This window comes from Tenacibaculum profundicola (assembly GCF_057220795.1).
Window position 1 is genome coordinate 648,760 of the sequence record NZ_CM170137.1, and the last position, 16,652, is coordinate 665,411.

17 protein-coding genes and 1 pseudogene are annotated in these 16,652 nt (G+C 30.8%); 14 read left to right on the plus strand and 4 right to left on the minus strand.

Annotation, left to right across the window (positions count from 1 at the left end; all coding sequences use genetic code 11):
- Nucleotides 1-207 precede the first annotated feature (207 nt).
- From AC2TDS_RS02745 to AC2TDS_RS02765, 5 genes are all read left to right on the plus strand, one after another.
- Entirely contained in the window at nucleotides 208-531 is a 324-nt protein-coding gene (locus tag AC2TDS_RS02745; protein WP_484737602.1) for a helix-turn-helix domain-containing protein, read from the plus strand.
- Between the two features lie 129 nt (nucleotides 532-660).
- Nucleotides 661-1,245 (plus strand): hypothetical protein, encoded by a 585-nt coding sequence (locus AC2TDS_RS02750; RefSeq protein WP_484737603.1) that lies wholly within the window; start codon nucleotides 661-663, stop codon nucleotides 1,243-1,245.
- Nucleotides 1,246-1,591: 346 nt separating this feature from the next.
- A complete protein-coding gene (locus tag AC2TDS_RS02755; protein WP_484737604.1) occupies nucleotides 1,592-2,320 on the plus strand; it encodes a hypothetical protein in 729 nt (242 codons plus the stop codon).
- 945 nt (nucleotides 2,321-3,265) lie between these two features.
- Nucleotides 3,266-3,412: a hypothetical protein gene (locus AC2TDS_RS02760; protein ID WP_484737605.1), complete on the plus strand. Its 147-nt coding sequence runs from the start codon at nucleotides 3,266-3,268 to the stop codon at nucleotides 3,410-3,412.
- Between the two features lie 225 nt (nucleotides 3,413-3,637).
- A complete protein-coding gene (locus tag AC2TDS_RS02765) occupies nucleotides 3,638-4,405 on the plus strand; it encodes a GLPGLI family protein (protein WP_484737606.1) in 768 nt (255 codons plus the stop codon).
- A 1,596-nt stretch (nucleotides 4,406-6,001) separates the two neighbouring features.
- On the opposite strand, the gene AC2TDS_RS02770 is transcribed toward AC2TDS_RS02765, so the two are convergent.
- The 3 genes from AC2TDS_RS02770 to AC2TDS_RS02780 all read right to left on the minus strand — a co-directional run bounded on the left by AC2TDS_RS02770 (nucleotide 6,002) and on the right by AC2TDS_RS02780 (nucleotide 8,079).
- Nucleotides 6,002-6,406, minus strand: coding sequence for a response regulator (locus tag AC2TDS_RS02770; protein ID WP_484737607.1), 405 nt, complete (start codon nucleotides 6,404-6,406; stop codon nucleotides 6,002-6,004).
- Nucleotides 6,407-6,649: 243 nt separating this feature from the next.
- Complete coding sequence (locus tag AC2TDS_RS02775; protein ID WP_484738913.1) at nucleotides 6,650-7,495, minus strand: sterol desaturase family protein; 846 nt, start codon at nucleotides 7,493-7,495, stop codon at nucleotides 6,650-6,652.
- Nucleotides 7,496-7,578: 83 nt separating this feature from the next.
- Complete coding sequence (locus AC2TDS_RS02780; protein ID WP_484737608.1) at nucleotides 7,579-8,079, minus strand: YkgJ family cysteine cluster protein; 501 nt, start codon at nucleotides 8,077-8,079, stop codon at nucleotides 7,579-7,581.
- Between the two features lie 175 nt (nucleotides 8,080-8,254).
- Between AC2TDS_RS02780 and argS the strand changes: the two genes are divergently transcribed.
- From argS to AC2TDS_RS02825, 9 genes and pseudogenes are all read left to right on the plus strand, one after another.
- Nucleotides 8,255-10,030 (plus strand): arginine--tRNA ligase, encoded by a 1,776-nt coding sequence (gene argS, locus AC2TDS_RS02785; RefSeq protein WP_484737609.1) that lies wholly within the window; start codon nucleotides 8,255-8,257, stop codon nucleotides 10,028-10,030.
- A gap of 116 nt (nucleotides 10,031-10,146) precedes the next feature.
- A complete protein-coding gene (gene lpdA / locus AC2TDS_RS02790; RefSeq protein WP_484737610.1) occupies nucleotides 10,147-11,535 on the plus strand; it encodes a dihydrolipoyl dehydrogenase in 1,389 nt (462 codons plus the stop codon).
- Between the two features lie 462 nt (nucleotides 11,536-11,997).
- Nucleotides 11,998-12,336 carry a hypothetical protein gene (locus tag AC2TDS_RS02795; protein ID WP_484737611.1) on the plus strand — a complete coding sequence of 113 codons (339 nt, stop codon included), beginning with the start codon at nucleotides 11,998-12,000 and terminating at the stop codon, nucleotides 12,334-12,336.
- Between the two features lie 60 nt (nucleotides 12,337-12,396).
- Nucleotides 12,397-13,038 (plus strand): hypothetical protein, encoded by a 642-nt coding sequence (locus AC2TDS_RS02800; protein ID WP_484737612.1) that lies wholly within the window; start codon nucleotides 12,397-12,399, stop codon nucleotides 13,036-13,038.
- Nucleotides 13,026-13,928, plus strand: coding sequence for an HTTM domain-containing protein (locus AC2TDS_RS02805; RefSeq protein ID WP_484737613.1), 903 nt, complete (start codon nucleotides 13,026-13,028; stop codon nucleotides 13,926-13,928). The genes AC2TDS_RS02800 and AC2TDS_RS02805 overlap by 13 nt, the downstream gene beginning before the upstream one ends.
- 126 nt (nucleotides 13,929-14,054) lie before the next feature.
- Nucleotides 14,055-14,444, plus strand: a complete 390-nt coding sequence (locus AC2TDS_RS02810; RefSeq protein ID WP_484737614.1) for a thiol-disulfide oxidoreductase DCC family protein — start codon at nucleotides 14,055-14,057, stop codon at nucleotides 14,442-14,444.
- A complete protein-coding gene (locus AC2TDS_RS02815) occupies nucleotides 14,441-14,887 on the plus strand; it encodes an RDD family protein (RefSeq protein WP_484737615.1) in 447 nt (148 codons plus the stop codon). The genes AC2TDS_RS02810 and AC2TDS_RS02815 overlap by 4 nt, the downstream gene beginning before the upstream one ends.
- Nucleotides 14,888-15,702: 815 nt before the next feature.
- Nucleotides 15,703-15,774: pseudogene (locus AC2TDS_RS02820) on the plus strand (helix-turn-helix domain-containing protein); the annotation flags it as partial.
- Nucleotides 15,775-15,969 carry a hypothetical protein gene (locus AC2TDS_RS02825; protein WP_484735489.1) on the plus strand — a complete coding sequence of 65 codons (195 nt, stop codon included), beginning with the start codon at nucleotides 15,775-15,777 and terminating at the stop codon, nucleotides 15,967-15,969. It abuts the pseudogene before it with no gap.
- Between the two features lie 293 nt (nucleotides 15,970-16,262).
- Here AC2TDS_RS02825 and AC2TDS_RS02830 read toward each other — a convergent pair whose 3' ends face one another.
- Entirely contained in the window at nucleotides 16,263-16,646 is a 384-nt protein-coding gene (locus AC2TDS_RS02830; protein ID WP_484737616.1) for a hypothetical protein, read from the minus strand.
- Between the last annotated feature and the right edge of the window lie 6 nt (nucleotides 16,647-16,652).

Below are 16,652 nucleotides of genomic sequence, written 5' to 3' on the forward strand. Positions count from 1 at the left end.
AGTCTAAATACCCTTTAAAACAACTTTTAGAGCCAAATATAATCAAAACTAGGTTCACTAACTTCGTTCTCAGTAGTTTTACTCCAATTAGACCGAAAATTCTTTTGAAATCACAAAACTTTGAACAACAATTATCATCATTTTTCACTTATTTTCCGCCTTATATTTGCAAAATCAATGTATCGTTGTATGTTTTTGTAATTAATCATGATTAAAGTAACAGAGCTACTCAAACCAAAAGACTTATCACAAAGTGAGTTAGCTAAAAAGGTTAGTGATTCTTATGAAGTTATTAGTAAATACGCGCATAACGAAACGAATTCTTCTATAGATACCGTAAAAAACATTGAAGATGTATTTGAAGTTTCATTAGATTATTTAGTAAGAGATATTTTGAAACTTTCTTTTCACCAACATATAACAAAACGACTCCAAGGTTTTGACCTTTTAAGCGAAGAAAACAAGAGCCTTTTATTTGCTTTATTAGATACCTTTTCACATGATACTAAAACCAAAAAAGCCAATTCATAAAACAAAAAACACTGTATGATTATGAAAAAAAACAAGTTTATTGCGAAGACTCCCGTTGTAACCAATTCGACAATGAACGGCATAGTTCTTGATTCAAATCTGTAAAACTATTTTAACATAAAAAAACAAATGAATAAGACTTTACTTGTACTCGCATTTATTTCTTTGGGAATTTTAAATGGATTTAGCCAATCCAAAAAAAATGATTTAAAATTAACAATCTCTGGGCTTCCATTATTTGGATCTTCACAAGATTTTACTTCAGGATTAAATGGTTTTGTTATTAAACCAACTATTGGATATTATATTTCAGATAAAACTTCGATTGAATTAAATTTTTCTTATGCAACAATGAATGATTTAATTGTTGGAAATATTAATTCTTACTATAATTCATACTCTTTTATTCCTACTTTAAGAAACAATCTTGTGAACAAAAAAAAGTTAAGAGTTTTTACTGAATTTGGATTTGGACTTGGTACAATAAAATACAACGCTGACAATAACAATTTTAGAAATAATCAACACGATGAACTAAGTGGGGGAATTTCAGTACTAAATATTGGGGTTGGTGGAAACTATTACTTTAATGAAAAATTCGGGATTGAATTTATCATTCCTTATATAACAACAAATAATATCACTTCTGAACAGTCTAATAATATTTATTCTGGAATAGGACCAACATTTGGATTGACATTTAAACTGAATTAAAACAGGTTACAATAACTAAGCATATAGCGTGTCGGTAGGCTAACGCTATATGATTGTTGTATATAAAATAATACACTTATCACAAGCACCTTTTTCAAGGTGTTTCTTTATTTCCAAGATTTAAGTAAACGAATTATAAAATAAGAGTAGGTCTCTTATACCTAAAAAAGCAGAAAAGTTTTTTGACATACTTGTGTTAAGTAAAAAATATATTCTTTAGACAAAGGGTGGTTTTAGTTTTAGCTATATTCGCCAAAAATTGGCGAGATAGAAAAGAAAATTTTATTCTATTCATTACAATTATTAACAGATACCTTACTATAAATATAAAAAAACTATTACATCAATGAAAAACATTATTTTTTACACCCTAATTTTTTGTTTATTCAGTTGTTCAAATAATGAAGAACTAAATAAACAAAAATCTATAAAAATTCAACTTAACCTAGGTGAAGAGTATACAGATGATTATAATTTTTCAGACTTTAAAATTAAAGTATATTCCAGTAAAGAAGATTATTTAAATGAAGTCAACTCAATATTTTCAGGTAGTTTTGATAGTACTGGTAAAATTTCTATATCAGACAATTTAGAAGACACCACTTATTATGTTGATGTTTTTACTGAAGATAACATTTTAAGTAATTGGGCTCCTACTGACTTAGATTTTGTTGGTAGTTCAAATCTTATTATTTTCTATCCAGCAGATAGTTCTATTGATTTTTTTCATACTGTCGACATTAAAGATTATAGAAAACTTTTAGGCAATTGGACTTTTTACGATTATGAGTATATTAATCCTAATAACTCAGAGAGAACGAATAAAACTATTTTATCAATAAACAAGGATTTTACTGTAAATTCACATGAAACATACAATAGCACCGAACTTGTTTTAAATTTCAAAATGAAACATAACGGAAATTATCTTGATTTCATTAATATAAAACCTAATAATGAAAGTCACCCTGGTAATTTTGTTAATCCAAATAATTTGTATTTACGGATTAATGAATCAGGGTTATTAAGCTTTAATAATTATGCAGGAGATGATGTTTTTTATTTAAGAAATTAATTTTATTCTGAATTAAACACTTTTACCAATTGATTAATGGGTCCAGCCTGAAATGACTCAAGGTTGTCTTTCCAAACACCTATGTTTCTCGCATATTAGGTTAGTTCAATCAGAAGGTCTAAGTCATCGATTTTCTTGATGAAATCCATTTGCACAAAAAAATATAACTCATAAAAGAAAACAAAAATATAAACTTACCAAAAAACACCTTGAAAAAAGGTGTTTTTTTATGTCATAAATTTTGTAGCCTTCCCCAAAAGCGGAAAAGTTTTTTGACATACTTGTGGTAAGTAAAATACAATAATCGTTTATAAAACGGTTATCCGTAAACATATTATTATCTTTTAGCATGATAAATTCTTTGGGATTATACTCATGCTTATTTCATATAGAAGCATAAACAAAGGGGAAATCAATGAAATTTCAGTAATTAGATGTTATACGATTTACAAATAAATATTTCGCATATCTATTATTTCTTTTGTAGCTATTTTTGCGTTATAAAACTTGACCATAGCTTGGCTATGCTAAAGTTTTATGCCTTAAACTAACTTAAAATAATTCAATACCTATATACGAAATATGTATATGTAAATCGTATTATACACTTAAAACCAGGTATACAACCCACCCTAAAAACACTTTTAATCTCAGCCTTATTTACTTATATTTGAAAGATAAATATGCGCAATTTCGTATATACACTAGTTGGTAGCCATTTGACAGGGATATTGCGAAAATAATCATCGGTTCAGAAAAATAAAGTTGAAATTGGAAACAACAAAAGTCACGCACTATAAAGCGATTGAATGGAGAAGAATAAACAAAATATCAAAAATTGAATGATTACCTAAAAAGCGAAAATTTCCCATCCCAACTTTTTAAAAGTTGGCTAATTTCATAAAAACTTAAAATTATGAAAAGTTATTTTTCACACTAGCGTTAATGCTAGTTACATCATTTGCATTTGCAGATAACGTTGAAAAATCAATAACTGAAGAAAATGTTGTTTCATTGAATGAAATGTCAAAAATTGAATTACTAGAAGGAATTTTAGAGATAAATGGTTCTTCAGAGGATATTGTTTCCTAAAAATGTTGGGCTGCTAAACAATGGGTTAAAATGAAGTGTCGTGAAGTAAGCGATAATGATGAATTAATTGACGAAATTGGAGATGCGATATATGATTTGTGTGAAATAGCGCTAGATTGGGGTTGGATTGATTAAAATGATTTATGAGGCTGTTTTATATTTTAAAATAGCCTCATTTAATTAGTATTTAAAAAGAATAAACAAATACATAAAACATTATTAGTTATGGTTACATTCATAAAATTTAAAATTACTAAACATCTATTATTCTTTATTATTTTAATTTCGAGTGCCAATTGTTTTTCGCAAAAAAATGAAGGAATTGCAACATATAAGGCAAAGACAAGTTATGCTTTTGACAACATTGAAAAAATAAATGAAAAAGAAGCATTAAATAAAATCTTTGAAGATTCCGGAAAAGAAAGCAGTATAAATTTTAAACTCTTTTTCAAAAATGAAAAATCATTATTTTTTGCTGAAAAAGCATTGAAAAGAGAAAGTAAAAAAATTGATTTTGTAAGTATAAAGGCGAAAATTCTAGGAAAAACATACGTAAACCTAATAACAAAAGAAATAGTACAACATAAAGAAAAATTTGGAGAAGTTTTTAATATAAAGAGCAACTTAAATAATCATGAATGGATATTAACAAAAGAGACAATTAAGATTGGTAACTATACTTGTTATAAAGCAATCCTTAAAAGTAAGGGTAACAAAAAAAACGAAACAATAGCTTGGTATTCACCTAAATTACCACATAGAGTTGGTCCTTTGGGGTATTGTGGTCTTCCTGGCCTAGTAATAGTACTAAAAGACGATGTTTTCATTTATACATTAAAAAAAATAACATTTAACCTACCAAAACAAGATGAAAAAATAGTAAATAAACCAAAAATTGGCAAAGAAGTTTCTGTTAAAGAATATGACTCAATTTATAAAATTATGAGAGAGAGAAAAGACAGATTAGAAAAAGAACATTATATGAGAAATTAAATCGTATTTTCAGAAAAAAATGAATAAACAGAAAATTAAGATAACATTAGTGTTTTGACCCCTATAAAACAAGAGTAATCTTTTAAATTTCGATTATTAATTAAGCTACTATTTTTTGCATGAAAATTAAGCGTTTGTCTTGGTGCCATTTTTCCATAGGAGTTATTCTTCCTAATAAATAGTCCATGGTAGTTCTACACCCGACACAATAGTTTTTGTTTATTCAAAATTTATCATGCGCTATTACTAGCATATAAATACACTAATTATAACAGGAATATAACCAATAGTTTATGTTTTTTTGACACATTTTCCTCATACAACTTAACGGGAAATTATCGTCCTTTTTAGCAGCCCAATAACTACTTGTTATAAATTTGTTTATGGACGTTCAATTTCAGGATTTTTCCTGTTTAATTTCACTAAAAAATATTTTAATTTTATCACGTTTGTTAGCTTACAAAGCTTTAAGCATAGGGAATTTAGTATTGTATGCTCCTTCGGGAGCATACTTTCTATATCACTTCATATAACTTATCATAAATTGTTTTTTTTCTACTTTAATTTATGAAAAACCACGCTTTTAACTCACCCATATCACTACTATTTTCACTCTCCTTCCTTAACTTTTTAAGCAACAATTCAACTAGATACTAAGAGGATAACTCTTAGACATAAGTAAGGGCTTTGAATACGTTTTTGAACTAAATTACAAACACTCTAATTGCAAAAACAACTTTGATTCTGCTAATACTTCCCTTTGCAATTGTTCTTTATAGATGCCATCGAACTGTATTTCAGGATTTTTCCTATTAATCTCTCTCCTCTTTTTTCGTAATTTTGCCTTCTGTTTGACTTTATAATGAAGTCTTACAGAAAAGTTAATAATTTGTGCTCCTACGGGAGCATATTTTATTTACTATTTTCCTCTTTTTCTACCAGCATCGAATTTCAGGATTTTTCCTGTATTATTTTAGCTTGATTTTTTTAACTTTAGACATATTTGTCTGCAAGACGATATAAATACTCAGTTCAAAAGCGTTAGCCTCTTCGGAGGCTTTCTTTTTTACATGTTTTATGGGGTAAACGGATAAAAAAATCTGAGGTAATGCTATAGGAGATGTTCAGCAGAAAAAAGTTCATTGTTGAGCTTTATGGTTTCTCTAGTAAAAGCTTTTGCAGGCATCCACCAAGAAAAAATCGGACTGACAGTTTTTATCCCAGATTACACAATAGAAAACCTATTACACGATAAAGCCACTGTAAAATCACCCACTTCATTGTTCTTTTAAATTTAACCGTAGCGAAAAAGTATTTGCTTTTATTTGGCTTACCGTTCTCATGATGAAGTTCTATTGCATAATTTGGATTTAACAGATACGTACTCGTTCATAAATAACATTCATTTTATTTAATACTATTTGTGACAACTTAGATTCCTCGTTATACCAGTTATTGTTTTAATTTACTGTAAAAGAAAATGGCAAATGCTATTAGATAATTTACTTTTTATCAAATCTTCTTATTCAGAGGATACCACAATAGCACAGGCTATAAAAATTTATTTTCCCTCTTTTTAGTTTTCTGCTGCTTCCTTCACAATGGATCTTTCTTGTTTTTTTTCTGAAAGAACTTCCCTCCTTTTGCAATTGTTTTAATCGCTACTATAATATCATCTAAATGGTTTTTTAACACGTAACCTTTACAGCCCAACTGTTTTGTTTTTTCAACATACTCACGAGGTGAAAACCCACTTATGATAAGCACTTTTTGTGAAATTTTATTCTTTACGAGGTAGCTTAACACATCTACCCCGTTACTATTGGGCATTTCATTATCGAGAAGTACTACATCGGATGTATTTCTTTTTATCCATTTAAGAAAATCCAACTCATTAGAAAAAACCTTTTTAATTACTATATTCTCTGATCTAAATAATGATAAATACCCTTCTATCAATATTTTATTATCTTCAACCAACACAAGCTCTATATATTTCATATATAGAAGTTAGCATTTTAGAAAAGTCTTATTAAAGCTATTGGTTAAATGGAGGTATAAGCTCGGTAGCTATGAGTTCTACGATGGTAAAAAGTAATACTTCTGATTGTAATCACTTAACTTATAAAAAAACCATCCTTTGGAATCGTATAAATTGCTTATTTACAATATGAACCTACAACTAGATGTTCTCGATAGTTATGAAAAAATAATAAAGCCTATAATCGATTCTTGCCTTTACCTCTATTTTATTTGTATTTCTTCTAAGTTTGTAGGTTTTTTGTATCCTTGAAATGGCTGTTTTAGCAGCTCAAGTAAATCGGAGTTTTTGGTTTCATCAGGAAAAGTATCTACTCCGTATATAATCTGTTCTCTATCAAGTTCTAGGTACGTTCCGAAGATGCGATCCCAAATAGAGAATATATTTCCATAATTGCTATCTGTATAGGGCAATAGATTGTGATGATGCACTTTATGCATATCCGGAGACACTAGAATATAACTAAGGATCTTGTCAATTTTTTTGGGCATTTTAATATTGGCATGTGTTAGTTGCGTAAATACTAACGACATAGATTGGTACAACATAACAATTGCTATAGGAGTACCTATTAAAAACACACCAGCTAAGGTAAAGGTAAATCGTATCAGGCTCTCTAGTGGATGATGTCTATTGGCTGTAGTCGTGTCTACTTTATGATCTGAATGGTGTACCAAATGAACCATCCAAAGTGGTTTTACTTTATGTTCTACTAAATGTGCCAAATAGGCCCCAAAAAAATCTAAAAAAAGCACTCCTAAAATAACATACAACCACAAGGACATTTCAGGCAACCAATTAATCAGTCCAAAATCATTGGCCACTACCCAATCTGCGGTCTTTAACAATAAAAAAGCTAATACAAAATTGATGATTATCGTTGTTCCTGTAAAGAATAAATTAGGGAAGGCGTGCTTCCATTTATTATACTTAAAATTAAACAACGGCACCGCACTTTCCAATAACCAGAAAAAGGTAATTCCTCCAACTAAGATTAAACTACGATGACTAGAGGGGATCGTTTCAAAATAATTCACAAGGTTTTCCAACACACACTAAATTTTTCTAAAGATAAAAAAAAATATTAGTATGTGGTTATTATCATGATACAGCCTGTTAAAAATCAAACGATTTATTGAGGTAAACGTTTTTTTAATTCTTCAACTATTCTATAAGTAGCAGGACACACCTCTGTATTTTTAATCGTAATGTTTGCTAATTGAATAAACTTCTTTCTATTGGTATGAGGGTATTCAGAACATGCTTTCGGACGCACATCATAAATAAAACAAGTATTATCACTTTCATCTAAAAAAGAACAAGGAGCCGTTTTAAGCACGTGAAAATCATCTTCATCTACCTGCAAGTATTGCGCTTTAAAATCGGCAACTTTCATCCTTAAATGTTTAGCTATTCGTTCTATATCTTTATAAGTAAACATCGGACTTGTTGTTTTACAACAGTTAGCACAAGTCAAACAATCGGTACGATTAAATTCTTCCTCATGGATTTCTTGCACCAATAAATCCAGTCTTTTTGGGGTACGCTTTTTTAATCTTTGAAAATACTTTTTATTCTCTTTAAGAGCCTCCTTTGCCAGTTTAGGTAAATTATCTAAATCTTTATCCTTCATTTGAATACCATATAAAACTATTATTTTTCAACCAATTAGCCTGCTATAAATTGTGTTTAGCTAATTTAACTTTAAAAGTTTTTCACATTGCAAAAGTACCTATATAAATTGTTATAATGAGTTTAAATATCATCCAAATAATTTATGTAATTTTGCACATCAATTTACCTAATTAATGAATATTCAAACCTTAATAGAAACTAAAATAAAAGAGGGTTTTTTAGCCTTGTATGATGTAGAAATTCCGCATGTAGAATTTCAAGCAACTCGTAAAGATTTTGAAGGAGACATAACAGTTGTTGTTTTCCCTTTGCTACGGTACAAAAAAGGAAATCCTGTTCAAATTGGTGAAGATTTAGGGAAATACTTAGTTGAACATATCGAGGAAATAAGAAGTTATAACGTTGTTAAAGGCTTTTTAAACTTGGTTGTAGATGACCGTTTTTACCTTAACTTTTTCAATCAAATTTCATCGAACGCAACTTATGGTTTCGCTCCTCAAGACAGTATTGATGCTCGCATGGTTGAATATTCATCACCCAATACGAATAAGCCACTACATTTAGGTCATGTTAGAAATGTGTTGTTAGGGTATGCTGTTTCTGAAATTTTAAAAGCCGCTGGTCATACAGTTTATAAAACACAAATTGTTAATGACCGAGGTATCCATATCTGTAAATCTATGCTAGCATGGCAACGTTATGGAAATGGAGAAACTCCTGAGTCTACTGGATTAAAAGGAGATAAATTGGTAGGTAATTACTATGTGAAATTTGATCAGAAATACAAAGAAGAAATCAAAGAACTCGTGGCTACGGGTATGTCTGAGGATGAGGCAAAAAAACAAGCACCATTATTTGTAGAAGCACAACAAATGTTACGCAAATGGGAAGCTGGTGATGCAGCCATTGTAAGTCTTTGGGAAATGATGAACGGATGGGTTTATAAAGGTTTCGACACAACTTATGAAAACATCGGTGTTGATTTTGATAAATTGTACTATGAAAGTGACACCTACCTTCTTGGTAAAGACATTATTGACGAAGGCTTAAAAAACAAAGTTTTCTTTAAAAAAGAAGATGGTTCTGTTTGGTGTGATTTAACCGATGACGGCTTAGATGAGAAGCTCGTATTACGCTCTGATGGTACCGCTGTATATATGACACAAGACATTGGTACAGCTATTCAACGTTCGAAAGATTTTACCAATTTGAATGGAATGGTATATACCGTAGGAAATGAACAAGATTATCACTTTAAGGTATTGTTTTTAATTTTAAAGAAGTTAGGCTATTCTTGGGCTGATCAGTTGCACCATTTAAGTTATGGAATGGTTGATTTACCTTCTGGAAAAATGAAATCACGTGAGGGTACCGTGGTTGATGCGGATGAATTGATGACCGAAATGACCAATACGGCGCGTGAAATATCACAAGAATTAGGAAAACTAGAAGGCTACTCAGTTGAAGAGAAAGAGGTGCTTTATAAAACTATCGGATTAGGTGCTTTAAAATATTTTATTTTAAAAGTAGATCCTAAAAAAAGAATTTTGTTTGATCCGCAGGCCTCTGTAGACTTTCAAGGAAATACAGGTCCTTTCGTACAATATACCTATGCTAGAATTCAGTCGATATTGCGTAAAGCTCAATTCGATTGTTCTATAGAAATAACAGGTATTGAATTACATGAGAAGGAAAAAGAGTTAATTAAACAACTCGAATTGTATCCTGAAGTAATTCAGCAAGCAGCCAACAACTATTCACCTGCAATAGTTGCTAATTATACGTATGATTTGGTAAAAGAGTTCAATTCTTTTTATCAAAACGTATCTATTTTAGGAGAAGAAAATAACGACAAAAAAGTGTTTAGAGTTCAGTTGTCTAAAAAGGTAGCTGACACTATAAAATCAGCATTTCGTTTGCTTGGAATTCAAGTTCCAGAACGAATGTAAATAACTAATAGTTCGAGCGCAGTTGAGAATCTATTAAATAAATAATTTGAAAGCTTGGGGTTTTTCCTAGGGATATTGGAAAATTTCATCTTATAAATAGTAAAACAAACAACAATATGAAATACGACGTACTAGTAATTGGAAGTGGCCCTGGTGGTTATGTAACGGCCATTAGAGCATCGCAATTAGGATTTAAAACCGCTGTAGTTGAAAAAGAAAGTCTAGGTGGAATTTGCTTAAACTGGGGATGTATCCCTACCAAAGCTTTATTAAAGTCTGCCCAAGTTTATGACTATCTAAAACATGTTGATGAGTACGGATTAAAAGCGGAAGCTATTGATAAAGATTTCAATGCCGTTATTAAACGTAGCCGTGGAGTTGCCGATGGTATGAGCAAAGGTGTTCAGTTTTTAATGAAAAAGAACAAGATTGACGTGATCAATGGTTTTGGTAAGATAAAGCCTGGTAAAAAGGTAGATGTTACCGATAACAATGGTACAACAACTGAATATACCGCAGATCATATTATCATCGCTACCGGAGCACGTTCTCGTGAATTGCCGAGTTTACCTCAAGATGGAAAAAAAGTAATTGGTTACCGCGAGGCAATGACTTTACCTACACAACCAAAATCGATGATTGTGGTTGGTTCTGGGGCTATTGGAGTAGAATTTGCGCACTTCTATAATTCTATGGGTACTGAGGTAACCATCGTTGAATTCATGCCAAATATCGTTCCTATTGAAGATAAAGATGTTTCAAAACAAATGGAGCGTTCTTTCAAAAAAGCAGGGATTAAAGTAATGACTAGTTCTTCTGTTGAATCTGTTGACACTTCAGGTAAAGGAGTGAAAGCAACAGTAAAAACTAAAAAAGGAGAAGTTGTATTAGAGGCTGATATCGTTTTATCTGCTGTTGGAATTAAAACAAACATCGAAAATATTGGTTTAGAAGATGTGGGTATCATTACAGATAGAGATAAGATTTTAGTAAAAGATTATTATGAAACTAATATTCCTGGTTACTATGCTATTGGTGATGTAACCCCTGGTCCTGCTTTAGCACATGTTGCTTCGGCAGAAGGAATTACTTGCGTTGAAAAATTAGCTGGATTGCATACAGAAGCGATCGATTACGGAAACATTCCAGGTTGTACCTATGCAACCCCAGAAATAGCATCTGTAGGACTAACAGAAGAAAAAGCAAAAGAACAAGGATATGATATCAAAGTAGGAAAATTCCCGTTCTCAGCATCTGGTAAAGCTAAGGCGGCAGGTACTCCTGACGGATTTGTAAAAGTTATTTTTGATGCTAAATATGGTGAGTGGTTAGGTTGTCATATGATTGGCGCTGGTGTTACTGATATGATTGCAGAAGCTGTATTAGGACGTAAATTAGAAACTACAGGGCACGAAGTATTAAAAGCCATACATCCACACCCAACCATGAGTGAAGCTGTTATGGAAGCTGTAGCAGATGCATATGATGAAGTAATACACTTGTAAAAGAGTTCTACAATTTATAAACACATAACAAAACCTCGCTTTTAGCGGGGTTTTTTATTTACCATCATTACGAAAAAACACCCTTCTAATAAAAGGATTTCACCTCTTTTTATCATGAGAAACCCTAAAAAAATTTGATGGAAATAACAGAATTAAAAAAGGATTTTTCTCTGAGAAAATTTTAGCAAAGCGTAGTAGGTTTGGTCTATCAAACTTTCAATGATTAACGTTGACATGGTACCGATACGCGTTCATCATTGTTGCTCTTATTTTAATGGAAACACTCGTAAGAAACTATCGATTAAAATTTATAATGTATCGCTGAAATATTTCGATAAAAGTCAATCACTATTAAAGATAATAGATCGATATGAGTACAGCATGTGTTGAAATAAATATAAGAGTTTAGGTCGAAAACTAACCGCTCCAGACCTCTAAAATGAGCTATTAAAATTAAAAATCATGAAATTATCAAAAAAAATCTTAGTCCCAATTTGTGCAGTTGCCTTATCGTTTACGTTGTTTTCATTTAAATCACCTAACGCAAACCAAAAAAATTTAAATGTTGCTGCTGTACAGTTTGATTCTTCTAACTTCTCTTTGAATGAAAATGCCCAAGTTGCTCGTATTACTACAGTTGGAAAATTAGCAAAAAAAGCATGGGATAAAAGTGGTAAAGAAGCTGCTAAATTTGTTGCTTATGAGGTGGTTTTAAGAGGTGTAGATTGGATATTATCTGCTGAAGATGATATTCAGGATAGTTTAGCTGATGAAATGAATTACAAGCTTAGCAGACTATAATTTATAATTAGTTCTTTCCTACCTGCATTTCGCAGGTAGGTTTTACGTAAATATACTATTATGAAAAAAAGTATCATTATCATTTCTGTTTTTATAATTTATTGGGCTACTACAATTTTTTTCACCGTTCCTGAAAATTATCTCCAAATAAAAGCCATGCGGTTTGAAAAATTGTTTTCTTCCGTATTCTATCAAAAATGGTCGTTTTTTGCCCCTCCTCCGAAGTTCAATGATAGGTTGTACTATAAATTCGCCAGTCCCAAAGACACCATTGTCATGGAAGCTATAGGACCTATTCATCAAATGAGAAAAGAACAGTATTTATTCAATAATGACATCTCTGTAATTGACTATATTTTATCAAATTCTTTAAATAATATTGCTGATATGATTAGAGAGCAATACGGAAATTATAAATATGTGAATTGCAATGAAATCAAAGAGGAAACTTGTTTTAATAACTTTATAAAGGGCTTTAAAAAAGAGCTTCATGAACTAAATGAGGTTAAAACTATTATCAACTACGGTAAGAGTTTGGCTAGCCATAGAAACTTAAGCGAAAATTACAATATGAAGTTTATCTACGCCACCGTTCCTGTTCCTAACTTTTCTAAAAGAAATGACAAAAACAATAGCGAAGATGAGCAATTTATTTTTGAAACAGACTATTACAACTTAAAAACATCATCATGGGAAAACTAAAGCATTTAGTACAAAACTTATCTAGTACCAATCAATTTTCATGGTATCTTTCTATTTTTAGAGTATTTCTTGGATTGCATATTATCAAAAAACTATACCTAATTTGGGGCAGTCAGTCAATACTTTTAAGTAACGGAGTATTATTTGAACACAGAGATATCTTTCTTGATTATTTTGGTATCAATTCCGAAATAATTCTTGCCAATAGCCACATCTTACTATTGTCTATTGTTGTTCTCTGTATTTTTATGATACTAGGTATCGGAAGAAACCTTACTGTTTTTATTCTATATCTATTTATTAAAATATTACAAGATTTAACCTACCCTATTCTGAATGGTGGTGATAATTTGATGATTTTTGTTTTGTTGTATTTATGTTTTGCAAGGTCTTTCGAACACCTAACCTTATACAAACAACATCTCAAACCCAATACATCATATTTAGCATCCAACTTAGCTGTTTATTCTATTTGTATTCACCTTGGGTATGTATATTTCATCTCCTCTATTCATAAAATTCATTCGGATGTTTGGTTCAACGGCACCGCTTTGTATTACATCATGAATTTAGATCGGTTTAGAAGTCCTGTGAGTCATTTACTTTCAGATAATGCCATAATTACTACATTGGGTACGTATTTTACACTATTGTTTGAATTACTTTTTATATTCCTAGTATGGGATAAAAGATATAAAATAATTTTTTTAATTTCAGGAATACTACTGCATTCAGGGATCTACTTTTTTATGATGATTTACGACTTTGAAATCTTCTTTATCTCTTTATACGGATTTTTCTTACCTAATGATTTATTTAAAAAATTAGCCGAAAAAATAAATCGCTTTATGTTTAATTTAAAAACAAAATACTATGTTCAAAATGCTTAAATATCTTGGCTTTTTAGGTCTACTAGGCTTCATCCCTTATTTTATGGAAGTTCCTAGTTATGTTAAATTATTCAAACTGTTTTTCTTTCTTTTTTGGATTGATGGTATTGTAAACTACTTTAAAAAATGAAAAATATCATAATATACGATGGGCTATGCGGATTTTGTAGTAAAACAGTCGTTTATTTAGCATACTTAGATACTAAAAATCATTTCAAATTTATATCTGACCAATCAGAAATAGGTAGCGATTTAATTATTAGAAATAACCTAACTGCACTGAATAAAAAAACAATTATTTTAATGGTTGACAATCAAGTTTACCTAAAGTCTACCGCAATATATCAGTTCTTAAAAACGACGAAACGGTATCCAGTGATACGATTTATTCTATCCATCATTCCCCTTCAATTAAAAGATTGGGTGTATGATATCATTTCAGAAAATAGAAGAAAAATAATCAATAATACTTGTAAAGTTCCGAGTGAGCAAGTTAGAAAAAAATTTCAATTATGAGTGATCAAAAACAAGTTTATAATTATACTATCGCCACCAAAAAGAAGCGATTCTATGCATTTTTACTGGAACTTATATTCTCTTTAGTAGTATTATTTCTTCTGAACTATCTTTTATATGGTGAAGATGTAGATACTTTTTTAGATGCTCCAACCAATTTGTATAGCGTTCTGCTTAACAGTATAGTGGCTTTTGGTTTAGGAGCAATTTTCTATCCTTTTTTCTCAGGTAACATTGGTCATAAAATACTCAACATAAAAGTTATAGATGCTACAACTGGAAAAGACTTTTCTAACTTTTTTGAAGGTGCCTTACGAGAATTCCTAAAAAACTTTTTATCTAATTTTATCCTGCCTGTAATATGGTTACTTTTTGATGTCAAAAATCAAAATATTTACGATAAAGTTACCAAAACTTATGTGGTCGAAAACAAAAAAACATAATCCAAATACGATATTTATTTTGCAGCTTTAAAGGAAAAAAACGTTCGTAGGTAATTGTTTTTTTCCTTTAAACATTTAACCACCGCACTACATGCATGTTTAGATAGTATCGTATCCAAAATTTTATAACTAAAACAGCCCAAATTTGCAATCCGGGATGTCTTTTATGATTTGAAATTAGAGTAAAAGAAAAGGATGCTTAACTCTTTATAAAATTCGTTTTTTATGCTTTCTTCTTAAGGTTAGTTTCATTTCACAATACACTCTTGATGCTCTTATCAAAAATGTAAAACTTAAATCTATCACATAAAAAAACTACCTCACAAAACCAATGTAAGGTAGCTTTTATATCTATTAATTCTTATTACTTACTTATATACGCCACGAGAAAGGATTCTCGCGGTAGCATCACTCTTTATCGCTCATTCTCGCGGGAGCCTTTAGATTAGCAAATAGAAATAATTACTTAAAATAAAAACATAATGGTGATGATGAAATTTCGGGGGATCACCGACAACTGACAACTGATAATTGAAAACTGATCATTGTAACCGCTTACTCATACCCGCCACGAGAAAGGATTCTCGCGGTAGCATCACTCTTTATCGCTCATTCTCGCGGGAGCCTTTAGATTAGTAAATAGAAATAATTACTTAAAATAAAAACATAATGGTGATGATGAAATTTCGGGGGATCACCGACAACTGACAACTGATAATTGAAAACTGATCATTGAAAACTGATCATTGTAACCGCTCACTCATAACCGCCACTAGTTGTAAACTAGCGGGAGCGGGGGGGCTGCTCAATATTCTCGTATTGAAAATGGCAAAACAGACCCTTCTGTTTCTACTGTAGAAAAAATTACTAAAGCTCTTGGTATTACTATGGCTGAACTATTTACCAGTTCTAATGATTTAAAAGAAGTCCATTCTTTAAACAAAACACTAATGGAAAGAGTCTCTTTAATTGATAGCCTTAACAAAGAAGAACAAAAAACTATTTTCACTATACTTGATGCCTTTATTTCTAAACGCAAGCTTAAAAGCTCTTTAAAAACAGTTCTTAACGATATTGATTAACTTAAAACTAACTCAAAAAAAAACCTTTACATCTCTGTAAAAGCTTTCTCCTTTTTATAACTTAATATTTATACTTCTAATATCGCTTACTCGCAATCGCCACTAGTTAAAAACTAGCGGGAGCGGGGGAGCAGGGGATCACCGACAACTGACAACTGATAATTGAAAACTGATCATTGTAACCGCTCACTCATAACCGCCACTAGTTGTAAACTAGCGGGAGCGGGGGGCTACTAATAATCTCGTTTCTTTTTTAACCTTTACTTTAAAACTTGCCATTATGCTAGCTAGCACTAAACGTCAAGGTGTGGAGGAAATTCTGGTAGTTCTGGATTATCAAAAGAAAATTCACTTTCTAACCCTTTCTTTAAAACAAACCCTCCTAAACATTCAATATAGAAACCTGATTTTAAATCACTAATTTTTGTAATCATCCATTCATCATCTGACTCATTCTGTGTAGATATTCTAAGCTCTGAATCTAACCAATATAAATCACCATTATAGCACTTGCAACTAATCAGAGTTACAAATACAACATATTCATTATTAGCAAAATCTATCAGTAATTCTATTTTTTCATGAAACCTATTGAAAGACCACATTACTACTTTTGCTCCTTTATATTCAGCTAATACAGCATTTGCTTTTTCAACATCATTTATAATTGTTTCCATTTTTCT